23 protein-coding genes are annotated in these 22,500 nt (G+C 66.4%); 10 read left to right on the top strand and 13 right to left on the bottom strand.

Going from position 1 to position 22,500, the window contains the following annotated elements; translation table 11 throughout:
- The first annotated feature begins 106 nt into the window (after positions 1-106).
- Complete coding sequence (locus DNK89_RS05650) at positions 107-1,270, top strand: glycerophosphodiester phosphodiesterase (RefSeq protein ID WP_110959307.1); 1,164 nt, start codon at positions 107-109, stop codon at positions 1,268-1,270.
- A 93-nt stretch (positions 1,271-1,363) separates the two neighbouring features.
- Here DNK89_RS05650 and DNK89_RS05645 read toward each other — a convergent pair whose 3' ends face one another.
- The gene (locus DNK89_RS05645; protein WP_110959306.1) at positions 1,364-2,047 is read right to left on the bottom strand and encodes a hypothetical protein; all 684 of its coding nucleotides are present in this window, start codon (positions 2,045-2,047) and stop codon (positions 1,364-1,366) included.
- A 66-nt stretch (positions 2,048-2,113) separates the two neighbouring features.
- Positions 2,114-4,210: a DNA mismatch repair endonuclease MutL gene (gene mutL, locus DNK89_RS05640; RefSeq protein ID WP_110959305.1), complete on the bottom strand. Its 2,097-nt coding sequence runs from the start codon at positions 4,208-4,210 to the stop codon at positions 2,114-2,116.
- 107 nt (positions 4,211-4,317) lie between these two features.
- On the opposite strand from mutL, the gene DNK89_RS05635 reads away from it, so the two are divergent.
- Positions 4,318-4,965, top strand: a complete 648-nt coding sequence (locus DNK89_RS05635) for a DedA family protein (RefSeq protein ID WP_110959304.1) — start codon at positions 4,318-4,320, stop codon at positions 4,963-4,965.
- Between the two features lie 120 nt (positions 4,966-5,085).
- On the opposite strand, the gene DNK89_RS05630 is transcribed toward DNK89_RS05635, so the two are convergent.
- Positions 5,086-5,325 carry a glycine zipper 2TM domain-containing protein gene (locus tag DNK89_RS05630; protein WP_015013308.1) on the bottom strand — a complete coding sequence of 80 codons (240 nt, stop codon included), beginning with the start codon at positions 5,323-5,325 and terminating at the stop codon, positions 5,086-5,088.
- Between the two features lie 232 nt (positions 5,326-5,557).
- On the opposite strand from DNK89_RS05630, the gene DNK89_RS05625 reads away from it, so the two are divergent.
- Positions 5,558-7,138 (top strand): methyl-accepting chemotaxis protein, encoded by a 1,581-nt coding sequence (locus DNK89_RS05625; RefSeq protein ID WP_110959303.1) that lies wholly within the window; start codon positions 5,558-5,560, stop codon positions 7,136-7,138.
- A gap of 20 nt (positions 7,139-7,158) precedes the next feature.
- On the opposite strand, the gene DNK89_RS05620 is transcribed toward DNK89_RS05625, so the two are convergent.
- The 3 genes from DNK89_RS05620 to tsaE all read right to left on the bottom strand — a co-directional run bounded on the left by DNK89_RS05620 (position 7,159) and on the right by tsaE (position 9,636).
- Positions 7,159-7,500: a cupin domain-containing protein gene (locus DNK89_RS05620; RefSeq protein WP_110959302.1), complete on the bottom strand. Its 342-nt coding sequence runs from the start codon at positions 7,498-7,500 to the stop codon at positions 7,159-7,161.
- Between the two features lie 120 nt (positions 7,501-7,620).
- Positions 7,621-9,087: an N-acetylmuramoyl-L-alanine amidase gene (locus DNK89_RS05615; protein WP_203422210.1), complete on the bottom strand. Its 1,467-nt coding sequence runs from the start codon at positions 9,085-9,087 to the stop codon at positions 7,621-7,623.
- Between the two features lie 6 nt (positions 9,088-9,093).
- Positions 9,094-9,636 carry a tRNA (adenosine(37)-N6)-threonylcarbamoyltransferase complex ATPase subunit type 1 TsaE gene (tsaE, locus tag DNK89_RS05610; protein WP_110959301.1) on the bottom strand — a complete coding sequence of 181 codons (543 nt, stop codon included), beginning with the start codon at positions 9,634-9,636 and terminating at the stop codon, positions 9,094-9,096.
- Positions 9,637-9,648: 12 nt separating this feature from the next.
- On the opposite strand from tsaE, the gene queG reads away from it, so the two are divergent.
- The gene (queG, locus tag DNK89_RS05605) at positions 9,649-10,698 is read left to right on the top strand and encodes a tRNA epoxyqueuosine(34) reductase QueG (RefSeq protein ID WP_110959300.1); all 1,050 of its coding nucleotides are present in this window, start codon (positions 9,649-9,651) and stop codon (positions 10,696-10,698) included.
- A 90-nt stretch (positions 10,699-10,788) separates the two neighbouring features.
- Here queG and DNK89_RS05600 read toward each other — a convergent pair whose 3' ends face one another.
- Positions 10,789-11,436, bottom strand: a complete 648-nt coding sequence (locus tag DNK89_RS05600) for a GDSL-type esterase/lipase family protein (protein ID WP_110959299.1) — start codon at positions 11,434-11,436, stop codon at positions 10,789-10,791.
- Complete coding sequence (locus DNK89_RS05595) at positions 11,433-12,338, bottom strand: AEC family transporter (protein ID WP_110959298.1); 906 nt, start codon at positions 12,336-12,338, stop codon at positions 11,433-11,435. Before DNK89_RS05595 ends, DNK89_RS05600 begins: the two co-directional genes overlap by 4 nt.
- Positions 12,339-12,524: 186 nt before the next feature.
- On the opposite strand from DNK89_RS05595, the gene DNK89_RS05590 reads away from it, so the two are divergent.
- The 3 genes from DNK89_RS05590 (at position 12,525) to DNK89_RS05580 (ending at position 15,500) form a co-directional block, all read left to right on the top strand.
- A complete protein-coding gene (locus DNK89_RS05590) occupies positions 12,525-13,490 on the top strand; it encodes a tripartite tricarboxylate transporter substrate binding protein BugE (RefSeq protein WP_056640033.1) in 966 nt (321 codons plus the stop codon).
- 89 nt (positions 13,491-13,579) lie between these two features.
- Positions 13,580-14,479 carry a site-specific tyrosine recombinase XerD gene (gene xerD, locus DNK89_RS05585; RefSeq protein WP_110959811.1) on the top strand — a complete coding sequence of 300 codons (900 nt, stop codon included), beginning with the start codon at positions 13,580-13,582 and terminating at the stop codon, positions 14,477-14,479.
- A 58-nt stretch (positions 14,480-14,537) separates the two neighbouring features.
- On the top strand, positions 14,538-15,500 hold the full coding sequence (locus tag DNK89_RS05580; RefSeq protein ID WP_110959297.1) for a tripartite tricarboxylate transporter substrate binding protein: 963 nt from the start codon (positions 14,538-14,540) through the stop codon (positions 15,498-15,500).
- Positions 15,501-15,584: 84 nt separating this feature from the next.
- On the opposite strand, the gene DNK89_RS05575 is transcribed toward DNK89_RS05580, so the two are convergent.
- The 3 genes from DNK89_RS05575 to DNK89_RS05565 all read right to left on the bottom strand — a co-directional run bounded on the left by DNK89_RS05575 (position 15,585) and on the right by DNK89_RS05565 (position 19,157).
- Positions 15,585-16,865 (bottom strand): EAL and HDOD domain-containing protein, encoded by a 1,281-nt coding sequence (locus tag DNK89_RS05575; RefSeq protein ID WP_110959296.1) that lies wholly within the window; start codon positions 16,863-16,865, stop codon positions 15,585-15,587.
- Between the two features lie 101 nt (positions 16,866-16,966).
- A complete protein-coding gene (locus DNK89_RS05570) occupies positions 16,967-18,232 on the bottom strand; it encodes an EAL and HDOD domain-containing protein (protein ID WP_110959295.1) in 1,266 nt (421 codons plus the stop codon).
- Between the two features lie 121 nt (positions 18,233-18,353).
- Positions 18,354-19,157, bottom strand: coding sequence for a ferritin-like domain-containing protein (locus DNK89_RS05565; RefSeq protein ID WP_110959294.1), 804 nt, complete (start codon positions 19,155-19,157; stop codon positions 18,354-18,356).
- Positions 19,158-19,270: 113 nt separating this feature from the next.
- On the opposite strand from DNK89_RS05565, the gene DNK89_RS05560 reads away from it, so the two are divergent.
- The 3 genes from DNK89_RS05560 to DNK89_RS05550 all read left to right on the top strand — a co-directional run bounded on the left by DNK89_RS05560 (position 19,271) and on the right by DNK89_RS05550 (position 21,526).
- A complete protein-coding gene (locus tag DNK89_RS05560; RefSeq protein WP_110959293.1) occupies positions 19,271-19,795 on the top strand; it encodes a gamma carbonic anhydrase family protein in 525 nt (174 codons plus the stop codon).
- 47 nt (positions 19,796-19,842) lie between these two features.
- Complete coding sequence (locus DNK89_RS05555; protein WP_110959292.1) at positions 19,843-20,835, top strand: Hsp33 family molecular chaperone HslO; 993 nt, start codon at positions 19,843-19,845, stop codon at positions 20,833-20,835.
- Between the two features lie 220 nt (positions 20,836-21,055).
- Positions 21,056-21,526: a CZB domain-containing protein gene (locus tag DNK89_RS05550; protein ID WP_110959291.1), complete on the top strand. Its 471-nt coding sequence runs from the start codon at positions 21,056-21,058 to the stop codon at positions 21,524-21,526.
- On the opposite strand, the gene DNK89_RS05545 is transcribed toward DNK89_RS05550, so the two are convergent.
- Positions 21,507-22,025: a hypothetical protein gene (locus DNK89_RS05545; RefSeq protein WP_153064243.1), complete on the bottom strand. Its 519-nt coding sequence runs from the start codon at positions 22,023-22,025 to the stop codon at positions 21,507-21,509. The genes DNK89_RS05550 and DNK89_RS05545 overlap by 20 nt on opposite strands.
- Positions 22,026-22,150: 125 nt before the next feature.
- Positions 22,151-22,429 (bottom strand): septum formation initiator family protein, encoded by a 279-nt coding sequence (locus DNK89_RS05540; RefSeq protein WP_015013327.1) that lies wholly within the window; start codon positions 22,427-22,429, stop codon positions 22,151-22,153.
- Positions 22,430-22,500 lie beyond the last annotated feature (71 nt).

Raw genomic sequence — 22,500 nt, 5'->3', positions numbered from 1 at the left:
GCGGGTGGTTCGGCCGTCATCCGTTGGTCAAGCCAACGTCATGGCCTTGTCACATGCCGACGCCACAGTTCGGCGGTTCTACCAACAACATAGCGAGGAGAAGAGCATGCACATCACTGGTGTGAAATGGGGCGCGCTGGCCATGGTGGCCACGCTGGCAGCCTGCGGCGGCAGCGACAACTATCCGTACCCCACCCTGAACGGCGACAAGCCCCTGGTCATCGGCCACCGGGGCACGGCGGGCTACCGGCCCGACCACACGCTGGAAGGCTACAAGCTGGCCATCGACATGGGCGCCGACTTCATCGAGCCCGATCTGGTGGCCACCAAGGATGGTGTGCTGGTCGCCCGCCACGAGCCCAACATCACCGGCACCACCGATGTCTCCACCCGCCCCGAATTCGCCAGCCGCAAGACCAAGAAAGTGGTGGACGGCGTAGAGGAAGAAGGCTGGTTTGTCACCGACTTCACCCTGGCCGAACTCAAGACCCTGCGCGCCATCCAGCCCCTTTCCGACCGCGACCAGTCGTACAACGGCAAGTTCCAGATCCCCACCTTTGAAGAAGTGCTGGACCTGGCCAAGACCGAAGGCGCCAAGGCGGGCCGCACCGTGGGCGTGTACCCCGAGACCAAGCACCCCACCTACCACGTCAAGCAAGGCCTGCCGTTGGAAGACCGCCTGCTGGCCATCCTGGCCAAGTACGGCTACACCTCCAAGAGCTCACCCGTCATCATCCAGTCGTTCGAAGTCTCCAACCTCAAGTACCTGCGCACCAAGACCCAGGTGCGCCTGGTGCAGCTGGTGGACGCAGACGATGTGAACCCCGATGGCACCATGTCGCTGGTGGCCCCGTACGACAAGCCCTATGACTTTGCCGTGGCCGGTGACTCGCGCACCTTCGCCAGCCTGCTGACCCCCGCGGGCCTCAAGGAAGTCAAGACCTATGCCGACGGCATTGGCCCCTGGAAGCCCTACCTGATCCCCTCCAAGCAAGTGGATGCCAACAAGGACGGCAAGCCCGACGACCTGAATGGCGACGGCAAGATCGACGAACGCGACCGCGTGATGATGGCGCCCACCGACGTGGTGAAGAACGCACACGCTGAAGGCCTGTTCGTGCACGCCTACACCTTCCGCAACGAAGCCAAGCGCCTGGCCTCGGACTTCAAGGGCGACCCCAAGGCCGAGTACAAGCTGTTCTACAACCTGGGTGTGGACGGCGTGTTCAGCGACTTTGCCGATACGGCCAAGGCAGCGCGGGACAACTGAAAGAGGTCACTGCACGCTACTAAGTAGCGTTCTGCGCACCCGTCAAAAAGCCCGCTTCGGCGGGCTTTTTTCATGCGGCGGTGTGGTGCGGGGTCAGAACCCCAGCGCAAACCCCACGCTGAGCAAGGTGCGCCCCTGCTGGCGGCCAATGGTGGCGTCGAGCTGCCTGCCGGGCGCCCACTCCCACCGGGCGCCGGTCTGGAACGTGGGGGCGCTGTGCTGGGTGCCAAAGGCTTCCAGGTGCGGGGTGATGGCACCCCAGCTGCGTTCCACCGAGGCGCCCCAGGTGGCGCGCCAGGACTGGCCGCGCTCGCGCTGGCTGCCAAGGTTGGCATTGACCACGCCCCAGGTCGCGGCGCAGGTGCCGATGAGATTGAGCGCGACCACGCTGCCTGCGCTCTGCCCGGCACCTTGGCGTCGGTGCACGACGCCAGCGCTGCTGCCTGCATTGCAGCCTTGTTCTTGCGCGGGGCTCCACAGCCACTTGGCCTGCAGGCCTTGCAGGGTATGGCGCTCGTTGCGGTCACGCGCCAACACGGCGCCCAGCTCCAGTCCGGCGATGGGGGTGAAGGCAGGGGCCATGGACACCGTGCCGGGCTGGCCGCGCTGGCCCTCCCACCACACTTCGACGTGGCCCTGGCCCACCTCGTCCACGCCCGCATCGTCCACGGACAGGGGGCGCCCGGCGTGGGCGGGCCAGGCCAGGCACAGGGCGGTGGTGGCCGCCAGCAGGTTCAGGGCGGGTGTAGGGGCGGTGGTGCTGCAACGAGGGGTCATGGAGGGCGATGGCAATGGCTGGAGGAGAGGGCTCTGGCTATGTCGCGGGCGAGGCGATGCCCGCCGCTACCGTCCACGCAGGAACAATGCGTCCAGCTCCTTCATGCTCAGCTGCCGCCATGTGGGGCGGCCATGGTTGCACTGATCGGAGCGGTCGGTGGTTTCCATCTGGCGCAGCAAGGCGTTCATCTCATCGATGGTGAGCTTGCGGTTGGCCCGCACGGCGCCGTGGCAGGCCATGGTGCCCAGGATTTCATTGCGGGCGCGCTGCACCACGGTGGTGGCGTCGTGTGCGGCCAGTTCGGCCAGCACGCTGCGGGCCAGCTCCACCGGGTCGCCCTGCGCCAACGTGGTGGGCACGGCGCGCACGGCCAGGGTCTTGGGGGAGAAGGGCACCACCTCCAGTCCCAGCGTGGCCAGCACCTCGGCCGACTCTTCGGCCGTGGCGACTTCCTGTGGCGTGGCGGCGAAGGTGGCAGGGATCAGCAAGGGCTGGCTCGCGATGCGCGCGCCGCTGTCCACCTGGGCCTTCAGGCGCTCGTAGACGATGCGCTCGTGGGCGGCATGCATGTCCACCACCACCATGCCCTGGGCGTTTTCGGCCAGGATGTACACACCGTGCAACTGCGCCACGGCCTTGCCCAGGGGCCAGGCGGTTTCCTGGCCATCGCGGCCCACGGGCCAGGCCGTGGCCGGGTTGCTGGCAAGGGGAGCGGTCGTGGATGCTGCAGAGGGCGCAGCTACCTCTGCAGGCTGCGCGCCGTCCCACCCCGTGGCAGAAGCGCCAGGAGCATTGGGCGTGGTGGGCGCTGTGACTGTTGCGTTCGCACTCGCCTGGGCCGAAGGCACCCACAGTCCCCCCACCGCAGCGTCAGACGCTGGCTCTGCCATCGGGCTGGCAGAGGGGGCATTGCGCGGCGCCCACAAGGCCGCCAGATCTTCCACACGGTGGCCCCGTTCTTCAAATTTGATAGCAGCCTGGGCATTCCACACCGGCGCTTGAGGCGTCTGGGGCTTGAAATGCTCCCCATCACCCGCTGTGGAGGGGTTGGGCGCCGCCGCAGCCGCTGCCAGTGCGGCGGCCCGGGGCGCAGCCAGCGCGTTTTCCACCGCATGGCGCACGGCCTGGTGCACCTCGCGGCTGTCACGAAAGCGCACCTCGATCTTGGTGGGGTGCACGTTCACGTCCACACGCGCCGGGTCAATCTCCACATACAGCGCGTAGATGGGCTGCTTGTGGCCGTGCAGCACGTCTTCGTAGGCGCTGCGGGCAGCGTGGGTGAGGACCTTGTCGCGCACAAAGCGGCCGTTGACGTAGCAGTACTGGTGGTCAGGCCGCGAGCGGGCGGCGTCGGGCAGCCCTGCGCGGCCGGTGACGGTGACAGGCCCCACGCGGTGCTGCACAGCAACCGACTGGGTCACAAAGTCCTCGCCCAGCACGTCCGAAAGGCGGCGTGCCAGCGCGTCATGGGCGTCCTGTACATCGCTCTGGCCGGGCACGAAGGTGGCGCGCCACTGCTCCACCAGCTTGCCCTCGTGCCAGATGGCAAAGCCCACATCGGGCCGCGCCAGCGCGTGGCGGCGCACCGATTCAATGCAGTGCGCCAGCTCGGTGGCGTCGGTCTTCAAGAACTTGCGGCGCGCGGGGGTGGAGAAGAACAGTTCCTTCACCTCCACCGTGGTGCCGGTGCTGCGTGCGGCGGGGCGCAGCTCGCCGCTGCGTGCGTCCAGCAAGAAGGCGCTGGCCTGGGCCGCCGGGCGCGAGAGCAGGGCCATCTCCGATACCGACGCAATCGCCGCTAGCGCCTCGCCCCGAAAGCCCATGGTGGCCACGGTCTCCAGGTCGTTCAGGTTGGTGATCTTGCTGGTGGCGTGGCGGCGCAGGGCCACGGGCAGCTCTTCTTGCGGAATGCCACCGCCATCGTCTTCCACCGTGATCAGCCGCACCCCGCCTGCCGACAGGCGCACAGTGATTTGCGTGGCGCCCGCGTCCAGCGCGTTGTCTACCAGCTCACGCACCACCGAGGCCGGGCGCTCCACCACCTCGCCAGCTGCAATCTGGCTGATCAGCTCATCGGGCAGATCGCGGATGGGGCGGCGCGCGGGGGGCGTGGGGCCGGAGGCGGGCTGCGCCGCTGAGAGGGAGGAGGTGGTGTCGTTCACCCGGGGGATTTTAGGGCGGGGGCTGTGCAGGGGTATCGGCCTGGGGCGGGGCGTGATGGGGATAATGCGCCCACCTTTTTTCCGCGCCGCGCTGGGCCTGCCTCTTCATGGAACTTGTCACTTTTCTCATCGACTTCATCCTGCACGTGGACAAGTACCTGGAGGCGTTTGTGCAGGCCTATGGCATGTGGGTGTATGCGCTGCTGTTCGCCATCGTGTTCGTCGAAACGGGGCTGGTGGTAATGCCGTTCCTGCCGGGCGACTCGCTGCTGTTCATCGTGGGCGCGCTGTGCGGTGCGGGCCTGATGAACTTTCCGCTGGCGTGCGCGGTGCTGCTGGCGGCGGCCATTTTGGGCGACCAGTGCAACTATTCGATTGGCCGCTACTTTGGGCCCAAGGTGTTCCAGTGGGAGGATTCGCGCTGGTTCAACCGCCGGGCGTTCAACCAGGCGCATGAGTTTTACGAGCGCTATGGCGGCATCACCATCGTGATTGCGCGCTTCATGCCCTTCATCCGCACGTTTGCACCCTTTGTGGCGGGCGTCGCTGAAATGAACCGTGCCAAGTTCACCGCGTACAACGTGGGTGGTGCGCTGCTGTGGGTGCTGGGCATTGCCACGGCGGGGTACTTCTTCGGGAACTTTGCGTGGGTCAAGGAGAACCTGGACAAGATCATCTGGGCAATGATTTTTGTGCCGGGCCTGATCGCCATCTTTGGCGCGTGGCGCGCAGGGCGTCAGGCGCGTACGGTCTGAAGATCGACCATCTGCTACCAAAAAAAGAGCGGCAGGCGCATGTGGATCATGCTCCTGCCGCTTTTTTGATGCCCAAACAGGTGCTGAGCATCCAGCGGGGGCGCTCAGCGCCCCGCAAATTTAACGGCGGTAGGGGCGACGCTGGTCGCGGTCTTCACCCACTTCATGGCCGATGAGGGCGCCGGCTGCGGCACCGCCGATGGTGCCCACGGGGCCGCCGAAGATGGCGTTACCGGCAACGCCGCCGACCACGGCGCCGACGCCAGTGCCCACTTGGGCGTTGGTGGGGTTGGATGCACAACCACCCAGTGCCAGGGCCGCGGTGCAAGTGGTCGCGAGAAGAATGTGACGGATTTTCATGGCGAGATTCCTTGATGGTTGTGGAGTCAGGCCGTGGTCCCCTTCCGCAGTGGCGGCTGAAGCTCGACCTGTGCCTCTACTGTGGCTCGTGATGCTTTTTGTCGGTGTAGGCAGGCAAGGGCGGTGGCTGTAGGACAGGCTCTTAGGGTTTCCCTGCGCTTGGCGCTGTTGCCAACCGCGTTGCGCAGGCAGATCATTTCCTGGGCGTACAAAACTTACACAAGGACACGCGATGACCCAGCACATCCAGCACGCCGGCCGGGGGGCCGTAGGCGCTCAGTTGACGGTGGCGCAGCAGATCGGTTTGATCGTGGGGGTGGCGGTGCTGGCGCTGGTGGTGGTGCTGGTGCTCAGCCTTGTGCGGGTGCAGCATCTGGGGGCCACGGTGGACCATCTCGCATCAGAGCAGGTGGAGCGGCTGCAACTGGCGCTGCGCTGGCGCAGCAACATCGCCGTCAATTCCACGCGCGTGTTCTCCATCGCCCAGACCGAGGGCGATGACCTGCAAAACTACTTCAAGGACACGATGGCGGCCACCACGGCCGACACCAGCAAGGTGCAAAAGCGCTACACCGAGCTGGAAAACAGCCCTGAGGGCCTGCGCATCCAGGAAGAGCTGGCCACCATCCGCAAGTCGTACCTGGAGACGCGCGACAAGTCGCTGGAGCTGAAAAAGGCGGGCGACATGGCCCAGGCGCGCGCTTATGCGCTGGGCACGTTTGCTCCCGTGCTGGACAAGTACAACGCCATTGCCGACAAGATGGTCGATTACCAGGTGCGCCGCTCGGCCGAGCAGGCGGCCGAGGCGGCTGAACTCATCCAGTCCTACCGCATGACGGTGCTGGTGGCCGGCGTGGCGGGGCTCGCGCTGCTGGTGGTGCTGTCGTGGGTGGTGGTGCAGCGTATTCGCCGCTCGCTGGGAGCGGTGAGCGCAGTGGCGCAGCGCATTGGCGAGGGCGACCTGTCCCAGCCCATCGAGGTGCAGGGGCGTGGCGAGGTGGCCGAGATGATGCGGGCCATGCAGGGCATGCAGACCTCGCTGGTGCGCATTGTGGGTGATGTGCGGCACAGCAGCGACAGCATTGCCACGGGCTCCAGCGAGATCGCCATGGGCAATGCCGACCTGAGTCAGCGCACGGAAGAGCAGGCCAGCAACCTGGAGGAAACGGCCGCCTCCATGGAGCAGATCACCAGCACCGTGAAGAACAATGCCGACACCGCGCGCAGGGCCGCGACGCTGGCTGGCTCGGCATCACAGGCGGCGGTCAAGGGTGGCGAGGTGGTGGGACAGGTGGTGACCACCATGCAGGACATCTCGGCCGCGTCCCGAAAGATCACCGACATCATCAGCGTGATCGACGGCATTGCGTTCCAGACCAACATCCTGGCACTGAACGCGGCGGTGGAGGCTGCCCGCGCCGGCGAACAGGGCCGGGGCTTTGCCGTGGTGGCCAGCGAGGTGCGCAGCCTGGCCCAGCGCAGCGCCGAAGCCGCCAAGGAGATCAAGGCCCTGATCGGCGCTAGTGTGGAAAAGGTGGAGAACGGCACCCAGCTGGTGAGCAACGCCGGGCAGAGCATGGAAGACATCGTCGCCCAGGTGCAGCGGGTGAGCGACCTGATTGGCGAAATCTCCAGCGCCACGGGCGAGCAGACCATCGGCATCAGTCAGGTGGGCGAGGCGGTGATGCAGCTCGACCAGGTCACCCAGCAGAACGCTGCCTTGGTGGAGCAGAGCGCGGCGGCGGCCGATAGCCTCAAGCACCAGGCGGCGCGGTTGTCAGAGATCGTGAGCGTGTTCCGGCTGGGGCGCTGACCGCCTGGGCGGGCTGGGGCTCAAGCCGTTGGGGCAGGCTTGAGGCACATCGTCACCAGCAGGGACGCAGGCTCCACCGCCTTGAGCGAATGCAGCGCGCGCGGTGCCAGGTGCACAAAGTCGCCGGGGTGCAACTGCTGCACGCCCTGGTCGCTGGCAAACTCCACCAAGCCCTCGATGCACAACACGGTGGCCTCGCCGGGTGTCTGGTGCTCTTTCATGGATTTGCCCACCGGCAGGACCACCCGCATGACTTCGAGCTGGCCGGCTTTGAGGATGGCGGTGGTGACGGTGTCGGCCAAACGCGCCCCCAGGGGGCGCACGCTGACGATCTGGCCAGATTGGGCGTGGGGCAGGGCCATGGCAGTTCTCCTTGCTGGCCTGGGCGCGGTGCGCGCCCGGCCGATGCAGGCTACTGTGCCTGCAGTTGGCAGTGCGCGCAAGGTGGTCTGGCTGCCCCGCGCGCCCTGTCCTTGACCTGCCTACACCGACCGGCTGCGCGCCAGCGGCGGGTTCTTGGCGAAGTAGCGCGTGATACCGCGCATCAGCGCATCGGCCAACTGCTCCTGGTAGGCGCTGCTGCGCAGGCGCTTTTCTTCTTCGGGGTTGCTGATGAAGGCGGTTTCGACCAGCACGCTGGGGATGTCGGGCGCCTTGAGCACGGCAAAGCCTGCCTGCTCCACGCGCGGCTTGTGCAGCTTGCCCACATTGCCGATCTCGCCCAGCAGCACGGTGCCGAGCTTGAGGCTGTCGTTGATCTGCGCGGTGGTGCTCATGTCCAGCAGCGCGCGCTGCACATGCTGGTCCTTGGACTGCACGTTGATGCCGCCCACCAGGTCGGCCTGGTTTTCCTTGTTGGCCAGCCAGCGGGCGGCAGTGCTGGAGGCGCCGCCCTGGCTCAGCGCAAACACGCTGGCGCCGCGGGCGGCAGGGGTGGTGAACGCGTCGGCGTGGATGCTCACAAACAGGTCGGCCTGCACGCGCCGGGCCTTCTGCACGCGGGTGCCCAGGGGTACAAAGTAGTCCCCGTCGCGTGTGAGGTAGGCCCGCATGGGATTGCCGCCAATGGTGGTGGCGTTGATGCGGTCGCGCAGCAGGTGGGCCACGCGCAGCACCACGTCTTTTTCACGCGTGCCGGAGGGGCCGATGGCGCCGGGGTCTTCGCCGCCATGGCCGGGGTCGAGTGCCACGATGATGATGCGGTCGGTCTCGGTGGCTGTGGCGCGGTTGCCGGGGCGCGATGGCGCTGCGGGGGCTGCCCCGGGTGCAGGCGCCGCCGCCACTGCTGGTGGCGGGGCGGGCGGCTGTGCACCTGTGCTGCCGGTGGTGGGGCCATTGGCGCGCTGCGCGATCAGGTCGCCCAGCGGGTCGTGCTCGGCAGCCGGTGCGGGCGCGCGGGCGGTGGCAGGGGCGCTGGCAGGCGAGGGGGCAGACGCAGCAGCGGGGCCGTTGGCATCGCGCAGGCGCTCGGCAATCAGGGCCTCCAGCGGGTCCACGGGCGCTGCGGGGTACAGGTCAAACACCAGCCGGTGGCGGTAGGCGGCCACAGGCGGCAGGGTGAACACCTGCGGCATGGCGGGCTGCTTGAGGTCCACCACCAGGCGCACCACGCCGGGTGCGTTCTGGCCCACGCGGATGCCCGCGATGTTGGGATCGTCGGGCTTGACCTTGGCCACCAGTTCACGCAACTCGGGGCTCAGGTCGATGCCTTCAATGTCCACCGCCAGGCGCGGCGGCGAGGTCACGAAAAACTGCTTGGCCACCAGCGCGCCATCGGACTCGATGGTGACGCGCGAATACTCAGGGGCAGGCCACACGCGCACGGCCACGATGGTGGCGCCGCGCGCAATCTGCTGTGTGCCCAGCAGCAGTACCAGGCTGCTGGCGCGCAACACGGCGCGGCGCGTGGGCAGGGGGGCTTGGCGGGCAGTCAAGGTGGGTTCGTTCACGGCGTCTCAGAGAGCTTGCAGCAGGCTGCGCCCGGTGGCGGTGGGGGCATGCAGCGTGACCTTCCTTTCGGTGTCGTCCGTTGCTTCAATGTGAATAGCAAGGTCTGCAAGCGGGGTAAGCGCTGCAGCCTTTTCCGGCCATTCTGCCACCTTGAGACCGGGGTTGGCAAAAATGTCCCTGAAACCGGCGTCTTCCCACTCGCGCGGATCGTCAAAACGGTAGAAGTCGAAGTGCCAGATTGACAGACCCGGGGCCTCGTGGGGCTCCACCACGGCATAGGTGGGGCTCTTGATACGGCCTTGCACACCCAGGGCGCGCAGCAGGTGGCGCACCAGGGTGGTCTTGCCCGCACCCAGGTCGCCGTGCAGGGTCACGAAGGCGTTGGCCAGCAGGGGTTGTGCGGCCAGGCGCTGGGCAAAGGCGGCGGTGTCTTCCTCGCCATGCCAGATGAATTGGCGCGTGGGTTCGGCAGAAGTGTCGCCGGGGGGGGCGCCAGGGGCATCGCTGCCGCTTTCTACAATCTGGCCGGTATGTGGTGCAACAGTCAACTCGTTCCTCAAATGCAGGAGTGGGCCCGCGAGCTGGGATTTTCCCAAATCGGCGTGGCGGGGGTGGACTTGTCTGCGGCCGAGCCGGGTCTTGCGGCCTGGCTGGCGCAGGGCTTCCATGGTGACATGCATTACATGGCATCCCACGGCATGAAGCGCGCGCGACCGGCCGAACTGGTGCCCGGCACCGTGAGCGTGATCACGGCGCGCATGGATTATTTGCCGCGCGACACGGCCAGGGATGCGCCCGGGGGCTGGCAGGTGGCCGAACTCTCACGCCTTCAGCGCCCGCACGAGGGCATCGTCTCCGTCTACGCCCGGGGCCGGGACTACCACAAGGTGCTGCGAGCCCGCCTGCAAAAGCTCAGCGACCGCATCGCCGAGGCCATCGGCCCGTTTGGCCACCGCGTGTTCACCGACTCCGCGCCGGTGCTGGAGGCTGAGCTGGCCGCGCGCAGCGGCCAGGGCTGGCGCGGCAAGCACACGCTGGTGCTCAACCGCGAGGCGGGGTCCATGTTCTTCCTGGGGGAGATCTATGTGGACATGGCGCTGCCCCAGAGCGAGCCCGTCACCCCGCACTGCGGCAGCTGCAGCGCGTGCATCGACATCTGCCCCACACAGGCCATCGTCGCGCCGCACCGCGTTGACGCGCGGCGCTGCATCTCGTACCTCACCATCGAACACGCCGGGCCCATCCCTGTGGAGCTACGCCCGCTGATGGGCAACCGCATCTATGGCTGCGACGACTGCCAGCTGATTTGCCCCTGGAACAAGTTTGCGCAGGTGAGCCGCCTGCCCGATTTTGACGAGCGCAAGGGCCTGTCGGGCCAGCAGCTGGTGCACCTGTTTGCGTGGGACGAAGCCACCTTTTTGCGCATGACCGAGGGCGGCCCCATTCGCCGCATTGGCCATGAACGCTGGCTGCGCAACGTGGCGGTGGCGTTGGGCAATGCGCTGCGCGCCACCGGCGACGAGGCCTTGCGCACGGCGCTGCAGTCACGCGCTGACGACGCCAGTGCGCTGGTGCGCGAGCATGTGGCCTGGGCGCTGGAGGCGGGTTGAGGGCGTTTTTGAAAGAAATCGCCTGGTAGCGCTAGTGCAACATGCCTAAGTAGCTATCAAAATAGGAGTGATAACCGTTGCGCCGGGTCCTTACTGCGCCAGCAGCCCCGTCTTCCGCAAGGTGCCCACCAGTCCCTGGACAAACTCCGCATACCCTGCGGCGTTGGCGTGGATCTGGTCCGACCGCAACCGCTCTTGCGCGAGCACGCTAGACCAGCCCTTGGCATGCAGCGGGATCTTCAGCTCCTCGGCAATCTCTTCGTACAGCGGGTGGTCGCTCAGGCGGCCGGCAGCGGCCATGAGCGACAGCTCCGGCACAGCCACCAGCAGCACCTGGGCGCCGCTGGCCCGTGCCTCGGTGCAGATGCGCAGGATGTTGGTGCGCGCGGTGGCAGCACTCTGGCGCCGCAAAAAGTCATTGCCGCCAATGCCCACGATGACCAGCGCGGGCTGGTGCTGTTGCAACAGGCCCGGCAGGCGCGCAAGCGCCTGGGCCGAGGTGTCGCCCGACACACCGCCGTTGACCACCTTCCAGCCCGTCAGGCGCGCCAGTTCGGCGGGGTAGGCGGTGTCGGCCGAGGCTCCCACGCCCGATGTGAGCGAGTCGCCCAGCGCCAGCACCGTGGCGCCCGGCGGCACCGCCTGGGCACGCGGCGGTTTGCGGCCACACGCGACCATGCTCAAGGTAGCGACCAGACTGGCGCCCAGCAGCCGCCTGCGGTTCAGACCCCGGCTCATCGCAGCACCCCCAGCGCAAACGGCAGGCTCACGATGCCCAACAAGGTGGACAGCGTGACCAGCCCCGCCACATACGGCCCGTTGTAGCCCATGCGCGCCGCCAGCACATAGCAGGTCGATGCCGTGGGCAGCGCGGCAAAGGCCAGCAGCACGGTCGTCTGGACGGCATCGAGCCCGAACATGCGGGCCATGCCAAACGCCACCAGCGGTTGCACCAGGTGGCGGATGGCCAGCACCGACACGCTCAGCGTCTTGCCCCGTGTGAGCAGGCCAAACTGCAGCCCCGCCCCGGCCGCCATCAGGCCCAGTGCCAGTGATGCGGAGCTGATGCGAGTGACCGTGGGCACCGCCCATTCGGGGATCTGAAAGCCCAGCAGGTTGGCTGCCAGGCCCGAGGCGGTGGCAATGATCAGCGGGTTGCGCAACAGCTCACGCGCAAAGCTGTGCTGCCCGTGCCGGGCCATGGGCCACACGGCCGCCACGTTGAACAGCGGCACACACACACCGATCAGCACGGCAATCATCAACAGGCCCTGCGTGCCCGCCAGCCGCTCGGCAATGGCCAGGCCAATGAAGGAGTTGAAGCGGAACGCCACCTGCGCGCTGGCCGCGTGGTCGCGCACGTCGATGTGCTTGCCCACCCAGGGCCAGTGCGGCAGGCTGTAGGCCAGTGCGATGCCGATCACGCCCGACAACATGCCTGCGCCGATCAAGCCCGACGCCGCGCCGATATCCATCGGGCTTTTGACGATGGACTGGAACAGCAGCACCGGGAACAGCAGGTAATACACCAGGCTCTCCACCGGCTGCCAGACCGAGCGGTTCAGGGCGGTGTACCGGCAGATCAGGTAGCCCAGGAAGATGAGTGAAAAATCGGGGAGCAGGAGTTGGGCGTAGTTCACGCACCGAGAATACTTGATGCATGGCAAGCCGGTCGGGGGCTCCCAGCAGGTTGAATGGGGCTGGGAGGTTGCCCACCCGCGCCCATTTTTAGGGTTAGCCCTTATGTGGAATCCGCAGGGCGGTTTGGCGGGTGTTGCGCATACCATCGGCGCTGTTTGTTGTTACCCCGCACGAAGGAGATTTCCATGCATCGTCGTCAATGGCTTGCGCTGACCGTACTGGCTGCCGCAGCTGGATCGGCTGCCGCACAAGGCTACCCCAACAAGGTGATCCGACTGGTTGTGCCCTTTGCACCCGGTGGCACCACCGACATCATTGCGCGCGTGATCGCCGAGCCCCTGGGCCGCGTGCTTGGCCAAAGCGTGATCGTGGACAACAAGGCCGGTGGCGGCGGCATTGTGGGTGCGGCCGAACTCGCCCGCGCCACGGCCGACGGCTACACGCTGGGCGTGGCCACCGTGTCCACCACCGCAGCCAACCCCGCCATCAACCCCAAGACGCCGTACAACCCGTTGACGGACTTCTCGCCCATCATCAACATTGCGGCCACGCCCAACATCATTGCGGTGAACCCGAGCTTCCCGGCCAAGGACTACAAGTCGTTCGTGGCCGAACTGAAGAAGTCGCCCGGCAAGTATTCGTACTCGTCGTCCGGCACGGGCGGCATCGGCCATCTGCAGATGGAGCTGTACAAGAACCTCTCGGGCACCTTTGTGACCCACATCCCCTACCGTGGTGCGGGCCCGGCCCTGAACGACACCGTGGCCGGCCAGGTGCCCATGATTTTTGACAACCTGCCCTCGGCGCTGCCCTTCATCAAGGAAAACCGCCTGGTGCCCATCGTTGTTGCAGCGCCCCAGCGCGTAGCGGCCCTGCCCAATGTGCCCACCTTCAAGGAACTGGGCCTGGAGCCGGTGAACCGCATGGCCTACTACGGCATCGTGGGCCCCAAGGGTCTGCCCAAGGATGTGGTGGACAAGATCAACGCCGGTGTGCGCAAGGCCCTGGAAGACCCGGCCGTGAAGAAGCGCATCGAAGACACGGGCTCACTCGTGATCGGCAACACGCCCGAGCAGTTTGCCGAGCAGATCAAGGCCGAGTTCGCGGTCTACAAGGATGTGGTCGTCAAGCAGAAGCTGACGCTGGAATAAAACCCACCGCTTCCGTCCCCAGCCGCCTTCGGGCGGCTTTTTTTGTGCCCGTGGCGCTGAATGCACGCGATGCGTGCTATGGTTTTTGGATGCTTGCTCCCAGTCTGAATGCCATCGACACCTTTGTGGACGCCCTGTGGCTGGAGGACGGCCTGTCGCGCAACACGCTGGCCGCCTACCGGCGCGACCTGACGCTGTACGCGCAATGGCTGGCCGACCAGCAGCCCGCGCTGGCGCTGGACGACACGGCCGAACACCACCTGCAGGCCTACTTTGCCGCGCGCCACGCGCAGACGCGCGCCACCTCGGCCAACCGGCGCCTTACGGTGTTGCGCCGTTACTTTCACTGGGCGCTGCGCGAGCGGCGTATCACCACCGACCCCACGGTGCGGCTGCAGGCCGCACGCCAGCCGCTGCGTGTGCCCAAGACCCTGTCGCAGGCGCAGGTGGAGGCGCTGCTGAACGCGCCCGACCTGGGCAACCCCCTGGGCCTGCGCGACCGCACCATGCTGGAGCTGATGTACGCCAGCGGCCTGCGCGTGACCGAGCTGGTCACGCTTAAGACCTACCAGGTCGGCCTGAACGAAGGCGTGCTGCGCGTGATGGGCAAGGGCAGCAAGGAGCGCCTGGTGCCGTTTGGCGAAGAGGCGCGGGCGTGGCTGCTGCGCTATCTGAACGAGGCCCGTGGTGCCATCCTGGGTGGGCAGCAGACGGACGACCTGTTCGTCACCCAGCGCGGCAGCGGCATGACGCGTGTGATGTTCTGGGTCATTGTCAAAAAGTGGGCGCAGGTGGCGGGCATCACCGTGCCGCTGTCGCCCCACACGCTGCGCCACGCGTTTGCCACGCACCTGCTCAACCATGGCGCCGACCTGCGCGTGGTGCAGCTGCTGCTGGGCCATGCGGATATCTCCACCACCACCATCTACACCCACGTGGCGCGCGAGCGGCTCAAGTCCTTGCACGCGCAGCACCATCCGAGGGGGTAGCGCGGGCGACGGTCTCTTTTTCGTTTTCTTTTGATCTCCATTGACAAGAAAGTCCTGCATGAAGCAACTGATCATCGGCGCCTGTCTGGCGGGCGCCACCGCGCTGGCTCTGGCGCAGACCTGGCCCACGGCCAAACCCATCCGCATCATCGTGGCCTACCCGGCGGGGGGCGTGAGCGACAACATCGCCCGCGCGCTGGCCGACAAGCTGGCTGCGCAGCTGGGCACCCCCGTGGTCATTGAGAACAAGGCGGGCGCCAGCGGCAGCCTGGGCGTGGACGCGGTGGCCAAGGCGGCGCCCGATGGCTACACGCTGGGTTTTGCGGCGGTCAGCCCTCTGGCGCTCAACCCACACCTGGGCAAGTCTCCCTTCGATCCGCAAAAGGACATTGCGCCGGTGGTCAGCGTGATGTATTCGCCCGTGCTGCTCCTGGGCACGCCCGCGAGCCGGGCGACCGACTTCAAGGACCTGATCGCGCGTGCGCGGGCCCAGCCCGGCACGGTGCGCTGGGCCACGTCGGGGCAGGCGTCGCTGGGGCACATCATGCTGGAGCAGATCCAGTCGGTGGCGCAGGTGCAGATCACGCACATCCCCTACAAGGGCGGCGGCCAGCAGATGAATGACGCGCTGGGCGGGCAGTTTGAGGTGCTATCGACCAACGCCGGCCCGGCGGTGCTGCAGCACATTCAGGCGGGCAAGCTCAAGCCGCTGGCGGTGGGGGCTCCGGCGCGGCTGGATTCGCTGCCCCAGGTGCCCACGCTGGCCGAATTGGGTCAGCCAGCAGCCAACCTCTCTTCGTTGTTCGGCCTCTATGCCCCGGCGCAGACGCCCAAGACGGTCATCACGCGCATCAACACCGAGGTGAACAAGGCGCTGGCGCTGCCTGACATCCGCGCCAAGCTCGATGCCACCGACAACGTGCCCACAGGCGGCACCACGGCCGAGTTCGCGCGCCAGATCGCGCTGGAGTCCGAGAACAACGCGCGCATCATCCGCGCGGCGGGCATCCAAGGCAACTGACCGTGTGCAGGGGTTGAAGCCCCAGAAACGCCACAGGCCCTGTCGAAGCAGGGCCTGTGGCTTTTTGGAGGGGGAAGAACGGGACTATTCTTCGTTCAGGCTCTCGGCCCAGGTCAGCGCCTGCAGGTGGGCCCAGTTCACCTGGCGGTTGGACAGGTGCAGCGCATCGGCGTTTTTGGCAAAAGCCACCTCGTCGCCGCTTTCGCAGGCCTTGGTCAGCTCCAGGAACGGGGCAAACACGCCGGTGCCGCGCAGCAGGGCGTCCATCACCGGTTCGGGCAGGGCCACGGACTCCAGCGCCTTTTCGAGCGGCACGCCCAGCATGGTGTCCAGCAGCGAGAACACGCCCACCACGAAGGCGTTGTCGCACTCTTCAGGCGGCAGCAGCTCGGCGGCCAGCAGCTCCATCAGGCGGCCGCGCACCACGGCAGTCTGGCCCACGGCCGGTGGCGCACCACCCGCCCGCGAGGTGGTCATCAAGAGGGCTGCCCAGCGGAACAGCTTTTTCAGCCCCAAGATCATCACCGCATGGCGGAACGAGGTGATCTCGCACGACAGGCCAAAACCCGACGAGTTGATGAAGCGCAGCAGGTTGAAAGACAGGGTGGGGTCTTTCTTGAGCAGGTCTTCGATCTCGGCCGTGCTGGCCTGTTTGCGCACCAGGTTGATGAGCTGAATGATGGTCGCCTGCGAAGGGCGGATGGTGGTAGCCTTGACCAGCGAGGGGTGGGCGAACCAGTAGCCCTGGAACAGCTTGACGCCCAGGTCACGCATCAGCTCGTATTGCGCCGCCGTTTCGACCTTTTCGGCCACCAGCGTGGCCTTGCTGTGGGTGGTGGCAAATTTGACCAGGGGAGCTGCCAACTCGGGCTTAAAGGCCTGCATGTCCAGCTTGATGAAGGCCGCCAGGGGCAGCCAGCTGGTGTAGGCGCGCTTGAGGGCCTGCTGGTCAAACGCCAGGCGAAAGCCGCGTGTGCGCAATGCTTCCAGGGTGGGCAGGCGGCCTTCGATTTCTTCGGGGGTGGCGCCGTCGGGCAGGGGCGGGACTTCCAGCACCACCTTTTCGGGGTGGATCAGCTCCAGGTGGCCGCCCGAGAGGCTGTCGTGCGTGCAGTTGATGAACACCGTCTTCTTGCCCACCAGGGCCTCGGTGCCCGCATAGGACAGGGCGTTGAACAGCAGGGCTGCATCGCTGGCGGCGGTGTGCGAGTCAGACGCGGTGGAACGGTCGAACAGCTCGTAGCCATAGACCGCGCGGCTTTCGTCCACGATGGCCTGGCGCGCAATGATGGCAAGGTTCTCGTCCACGGGATCGACCGCAGGCGCTGCGGCGTCCGGGGTGTCTTGTTCGGGTGTGCTCGACATGGGGTCCACTGAAATGAAAGGCTGGCGATCATTCTAGACCGCCAGGCGTTGGCAGAGAACCAAAGTATGACCAGGGGCCGCCAGCGTGGCGGCAGCGCCCGTCAGTCGCCGATGTGGTCGGCCCAGGCCAGTGCCTGCAGGTGGGCAAAGTTGATCTGCTGACTGGTCAGGTGCAGCAGGCCGGCCGTTCGGTCGAACACGGCATCGTCGCTGGATTCGCAGGCCTCGGCCAAGGTCAGCAGATCGCCCAGGAAGCCCTCACGCCGCAGCAGTGCAGCGGCCACGGGCTCGGGCACATTGAGCAGGCCGATGGCGGATTCCATGGGCATGGACAGCATCACGTCCAGCAGCGAGAAGATGCCCACCACAAATGCCTGGTCAGCCTCCTCGGGCGGCAGGGTCTCCAGCGCCAGCAGCTCCATCAGGCGCCCGCGCACCACGGCGGTGTGGCCCACCGACGAAGGCGTGCCGTTGTTGCGTGAGGCGGTCAGCAGCAGCGCGGCCCAGCGGAACAGCTTTTTCAAGCCCATGAGCATCACGGCCTGGCGGAACGAGGTGATCTCGCGCGAGAGGCCAAACCCGGCCGAATTGATGAGGCGCATCAGGTTGAAGGCCAGGCCCGCATCCTTCTTGAGCACTTCCTCAATCTCGTCCGTGCTGGCCTGTTTGCGCACCTGGTTGATCAGCTCAATGATGCTGGCCTGCGAAGGCGTGAGCAGCTTGGTCTCGACAAGGGCCGGGCGGGCGAACCAGTAGCCCTGGAACAACTGCACGCCCTGGCTGGACACCATGTCGTATTGCTGGGCGGTTTCGACCTTCTCGGCGATCAGCTCGGCCTTGCTGTGGCGGCCTGCGTAGCTGATCAGCACGGCCAGCTGGTCGGGCGCCAGCACCGACAGGTCCAGCTTGATGTAGTCCGCCAGCGGCAGCCAGGGCGCATACGCCGACTGCAGCACCGTGTGGTTGAAGGCCAGGTGAAAGCCCCGGTCGCGCAGCTCGGTCAGGATGGGCAGGCGCGTGGCGACCTCTTCGGCGGCCGCATGGCCCAGGGGCGGAATCTCCAGCACCACCTTGTCCGGGTCCACCAGCTCCAGGTGGCCGCCCGACAGGCTTTCGTGGGTGCAGTTGACGAAGATCAGCTTCTTGCCCACCAGCTCCTCGGTGCCGGCATGCGACAGGGCGGTGAACACCAGGATCACGTCGGTCGCGGCCGTGTGGGCGGCGCCGCTGCGCGAGCGGTTGAACAGCTCGTAGCCCACCACCACTTGCTGCGCGTTCACGATGGCTTGCCGCGCAATCATGGCGACCGACGATGAGTTGCCAGGTGGTGGCGCGGGCGGAGTGCCGGGGGTGAAAGCTTGGGTCATGGGTGTGGGCTGTGTGTTCTTGAAATAGGGAGCGCGGGCCCGCTGAGGGCATCGCCGGGAATTGTAGGAGTCATCGTATTCCCCTCAGGTTGTCCGCAGGCTCTATGCCAGGGTGTGCGGGTCAGGCTTGCTGCAGCCAGCGCAGCTCGGCGTCGCTGAACCCGGCGCTGCGTCGCGCGGACTCATTGAACGGAGGCTTCAGACGGGGCGCTTCGTACTTCTGTACCAGCGTGCCGTACAGGGTTTCCGGGTTCTCACCAGCGCGCTCGCACAGCCAGCGGTACCAGTGGTTGCCGATGGCCACATGGCCCACCTCGTCGTGCAGGATCACGTCCAGGATGGCAACGGCGGCCAGGGCATCGGGTGTGCCCACCTGGCGCAGTTTGGCCTGGATCTGCGGCGTGGCATCCAGCCCCCGGGCTTCCAGCGTGCGGGGCACCAGGGCCATGCGCGCCAGCACGTCGTGCCGGGTTTTCTCGCACATGGTCCACAGCCCCTGGTGAGCCGGAAAGTCGCCATAGTCGTGGCCCTGGCTGCGCAGGTGATCGCGCAGCAGCCTGAAGTGTTTGGCCTCTTCGGCCGCCACGCGCATCCAGTCCAGGTAGTAATCGCGCGGCATGCCATCAAAGCGCCACACGGCATCCAGCGCCAAGTTGATGGCGTTGAACTCGATGTGGGCGATGGCGTGGATGAGAATGGCGCGGCCCTCGGGAGTGGCGGGCGAGCGGCGGGCCACCTGGGTGTGGCGCAGCAACTCGGGGCGTTCGGGACGACCGGGCAGGGCGTCTGGATCGGTGGGGGCCGCGGGGGCGGTTTCTGCTATCGAAAGCGTAGCTGCTTGGGCAAACAGTTCTAGCGCTGCAGCCGCTTTTTGTTCGGGGTCTGCCAGGCACAAGACCTGCAGTGCACGGTGGCGAAGCTCCATCCTTACAATTCTAGGCCTTGCCATCGGCACCAAGGCTTGCGCTTTGTAACGATTGGCGACCTCTCAGGGCGCGCCATGGCGTGCCGCTTCTTTGGTTTCTGCGGAGTGGGTGCATGGCAATTTACGAACTCGACGGTGTGGCTCCCCAAGTGGCAGCGTCGGCCTGGGTGGCCGACAGCGCACAGGTGATGGGCAATGTGGTGCTGGGCAAAGACGCCAGCGTGTGGTTTGGCACTGTGGTGCGCGGCGACACCGAGAGCATCACCATTGGCGCGGGCTCCAACATCCAGGACGCGAGCGTGCTGCACGCCGACTTCGGCAAGCCCCTGGTCGTGGGCGAGCGCGTGACGGTGGGCCACCAGGTCATGCTGCACGGCTGCACCATCGGCGACGAATCGCTGATCGGCATTGGCGCCGTGGTGCTCAATGGCGCCAAGATTGGCAAGAACTGCCTGGTGGGCGCGGGCGCGCTGGTCACCGAGGGCAAGGAGTTTCCCGATGGCTCCATGATCATCGGCAGCCCCGCCAAGGCGGTGCGTGAACTCACCCCCGAGCAGATCGAAGGCCTGCGCCAGAGCGCCCAACACTACATTGACAATGCGCGCCGCTTCCAACACGGCCTGCGCAAGATTGGCTGAGCGGGCATCGTCCCCGCCTGCCACCTCATTTTTCCTGGAATCCCTGCGTGTCTGAACTCCACAAGTTTCTTTTCGATGGTCTGCCGGTGCGCGGCATGATCGTGCGCCTGACCGATGCCTGGACCGAGATCCTGAAGCGCCGGGCTGGCAACACCGCCACCGGCGCCTACCCCGCGCCGGTGAGCGAGTTGCTGGGCGAGATGGCCGCCGCCGGTGTGCTCATGCAGTCCAACATCAAGTTCAACGGTGCGCTGGTGCTGCAGGTGTTTGGGGACGGCCCGGTCAAGCTGGCCGTGGCCGAAGTGCAGTCGGACCTGAGCCTGCGCGCCACCGCTACGGTGAACGGCGAGGTGCTGCCGGACGCAAAGCTGAGCCAGATGGTCAATGTGGGCGGCGGTGGCCGCTGCGCCATCACGCTCGACCCCAAGGACCGCCACCCGGGCCAGCAGCCGTACCAGGGTGTGGTGCCGTTGCATGGCGACCACCACGAAAAGCTGGAGCGCCTGTCGGACGTGCTGCAGCACTACATGCTGCAGTCCGAGCAGCTCGACACCATTCTGGTGCTGGGCGCCAACGACCAGGTGGCGGCAGGCCTCTTGATCCAGCGCATGCCCATCAAGGGCGAGGGCAACCTGGCCGCGGGCCTCTCGCACCGCGAGAACGAAGACCAGATCGGCCACAACGAGGACTACAACCGCATTGCGCACCTGGCCTCCAGCCTGACCCGTGAGGAACTGCTGACGCTGGACGTGGACACCATCCTGCGCCGCCTGTTCTGGGAAGAAAAGCTGCTGCGCTTTGAACCCCAGCAGGGCGCCAGCGGCCCACGTTTTGCCTGCACCTGCAGCCGCGAGCGCGTGAGCAACATGCTGCGCAACCTGGGCGCTGAAGAGGCTGAGAGCATCCTGGCTGAGCGCGATGACATCGAGGTGGGTTGCGAGTTTTGCGGGCAGCAATACCGCTTTGATGCGGTGGATGCGGCGCAGATTTTTGTCTCGCAAGGCGCTGCGCAGCCCCCGGGGCCGACTGGCATCCAGTAACGTTCAGCCGTTGCTTGCTTGCTTGCTTGCGGGCGCGGCGGTTGGCTGACCATCGTTGACAATCGCCCCCGCCATCCACGCCTAAGATTCCTGGGTCCCTACTCAACAGTGCTGCAGCAGTGCATGTTGTGGCGGGGACCGAAGCATACGGCCGGACCGCAAGGCCTGTGTGCGTTCAAGCGATCAGTTCCGGTCGCGCAGGAAATGAACGAGGGGTGTCATGCAGTTTCTTCGCCGTGTTCTGGGGAGCCACCGGGCCAGCTCGGCTGCGCCTCCGCTGGCGCTGTACGACAGTGCAGCGGCACCAGACTCGCGGCGTGCTGACACCCTGCTCGCCGCGCTGGACATCGACGCAGCCATCAACGCCCACGAGCGGTGGAAAGACCGGCTGATGGACTACCTGGAGGGCCGCACCACCGTCGGGCTGGACCCGGCCCAGGTGCGCCGCGCTGACCAGAGCGCGCTGGGCCGCTGGTTGCATGGCGTGGGCGGCGAGTTGCTGGGCGACCAGCCTGCCTATCCGCTGCTGGTGGCGCGCTACCAATACTTTCATGAGCAGGCTGCCACCCTGGTGGAACTGGCCCAGCAGGGCGAATGGGACCGGGCCGTGCAGGTGCTCAATGGCGGTTACCGCTACGGCTCCAGCCAGGTGGTGTTGCTTCTGAAGGAGCTCAAGCGCGGTCTGGCGTAACGGCTGGTGGCGGTGTCGTATCCCGCTGCTCGACCAGTGCGGTGAACAGCCGATGCTCACAAATGGGGTCGCTGCACTTCTCGCAGTTCCAGGCGCGCAACCGGGCCGTTCTGGGCGCATTTTCAGTGCCTAATGCGGCTCTTGCGCTAGTGGAATATGCCTGAGGCGCTACTTTTTGTATAGCAATGAGGGCGTTGCGAGTGCGTTGCTCGCCGGTGCCGTACACCACGCGGTAGGGTATGGATGCAGCCGCCAGGGCGGTGCGCAGCTGGGCATCACGGGCTTCCTGCGCGGCCCGTTCGTCGGCAGGGCAGGGCTGGTCGAGACCCATCAGCAGGGTCAGTGCCACCGCCTCAGATGCCGCCTGCGGAGTGGTCGGGGTGTGGGTCAGGTGCGGGTGGTGCAGGGCGATATGCACCTTGCCGGGAGTGATCTGCTGCTGCAGCGCCTGAGCCAACGCCTCTACGCCCGTGTGGGGGGCGCCCAGCAAGGCAATCAAGGGAGTGGGTGTATAGGGCTGCCGCACGGCAATGAGTGAAGCGCAGGCCTTGGTCAATGTCTGCGTGGTGAGAGGGGTCGGCGCGGGGCAGTAGTCCATGCAGCAACGGGGCCCCGCAACGCAGGTCAGCGGGGCGTGAACTGCACGTACACCTCGTTGGGCTTGACCATGCCCAGCTCGCTGCGCGCTTTTTCTTCCACCATGTCCAGGCCTTCCTTGAGGTCGTGCACCTCCGAGGTCAGCCGCGCATTCACCTGGCGGGCCTGCTCATTGGCCGCCTTTTGCACATCAATCTGCCGTTGCATCGCATTGACGCGCGGCACGCTGCCCCGCCCCAACCAGAGCTGGGCGTGCAGCGCTGCCAGCAAGGCCAGCAGGATGACGGGGACGATGCGGGAGACCAACGGTCAACCTTTACTGTTGCAACTATGTTTCGCCGCCGGGCCGCCCCAAGGCGAAACGCGGCCCCCTTGGG

The organism is Acidovorax sp. ST3 (assembly GCF_003231145.1).
GTDB lineage: Bacteria > Pseudomonadota > Gammaproteobacteria > Burkholderiales > Burkholderiaceae_C > Acidovorax.
This window is presented reverse-complemented; position numbering and strand designations above follow the sequence as displayed.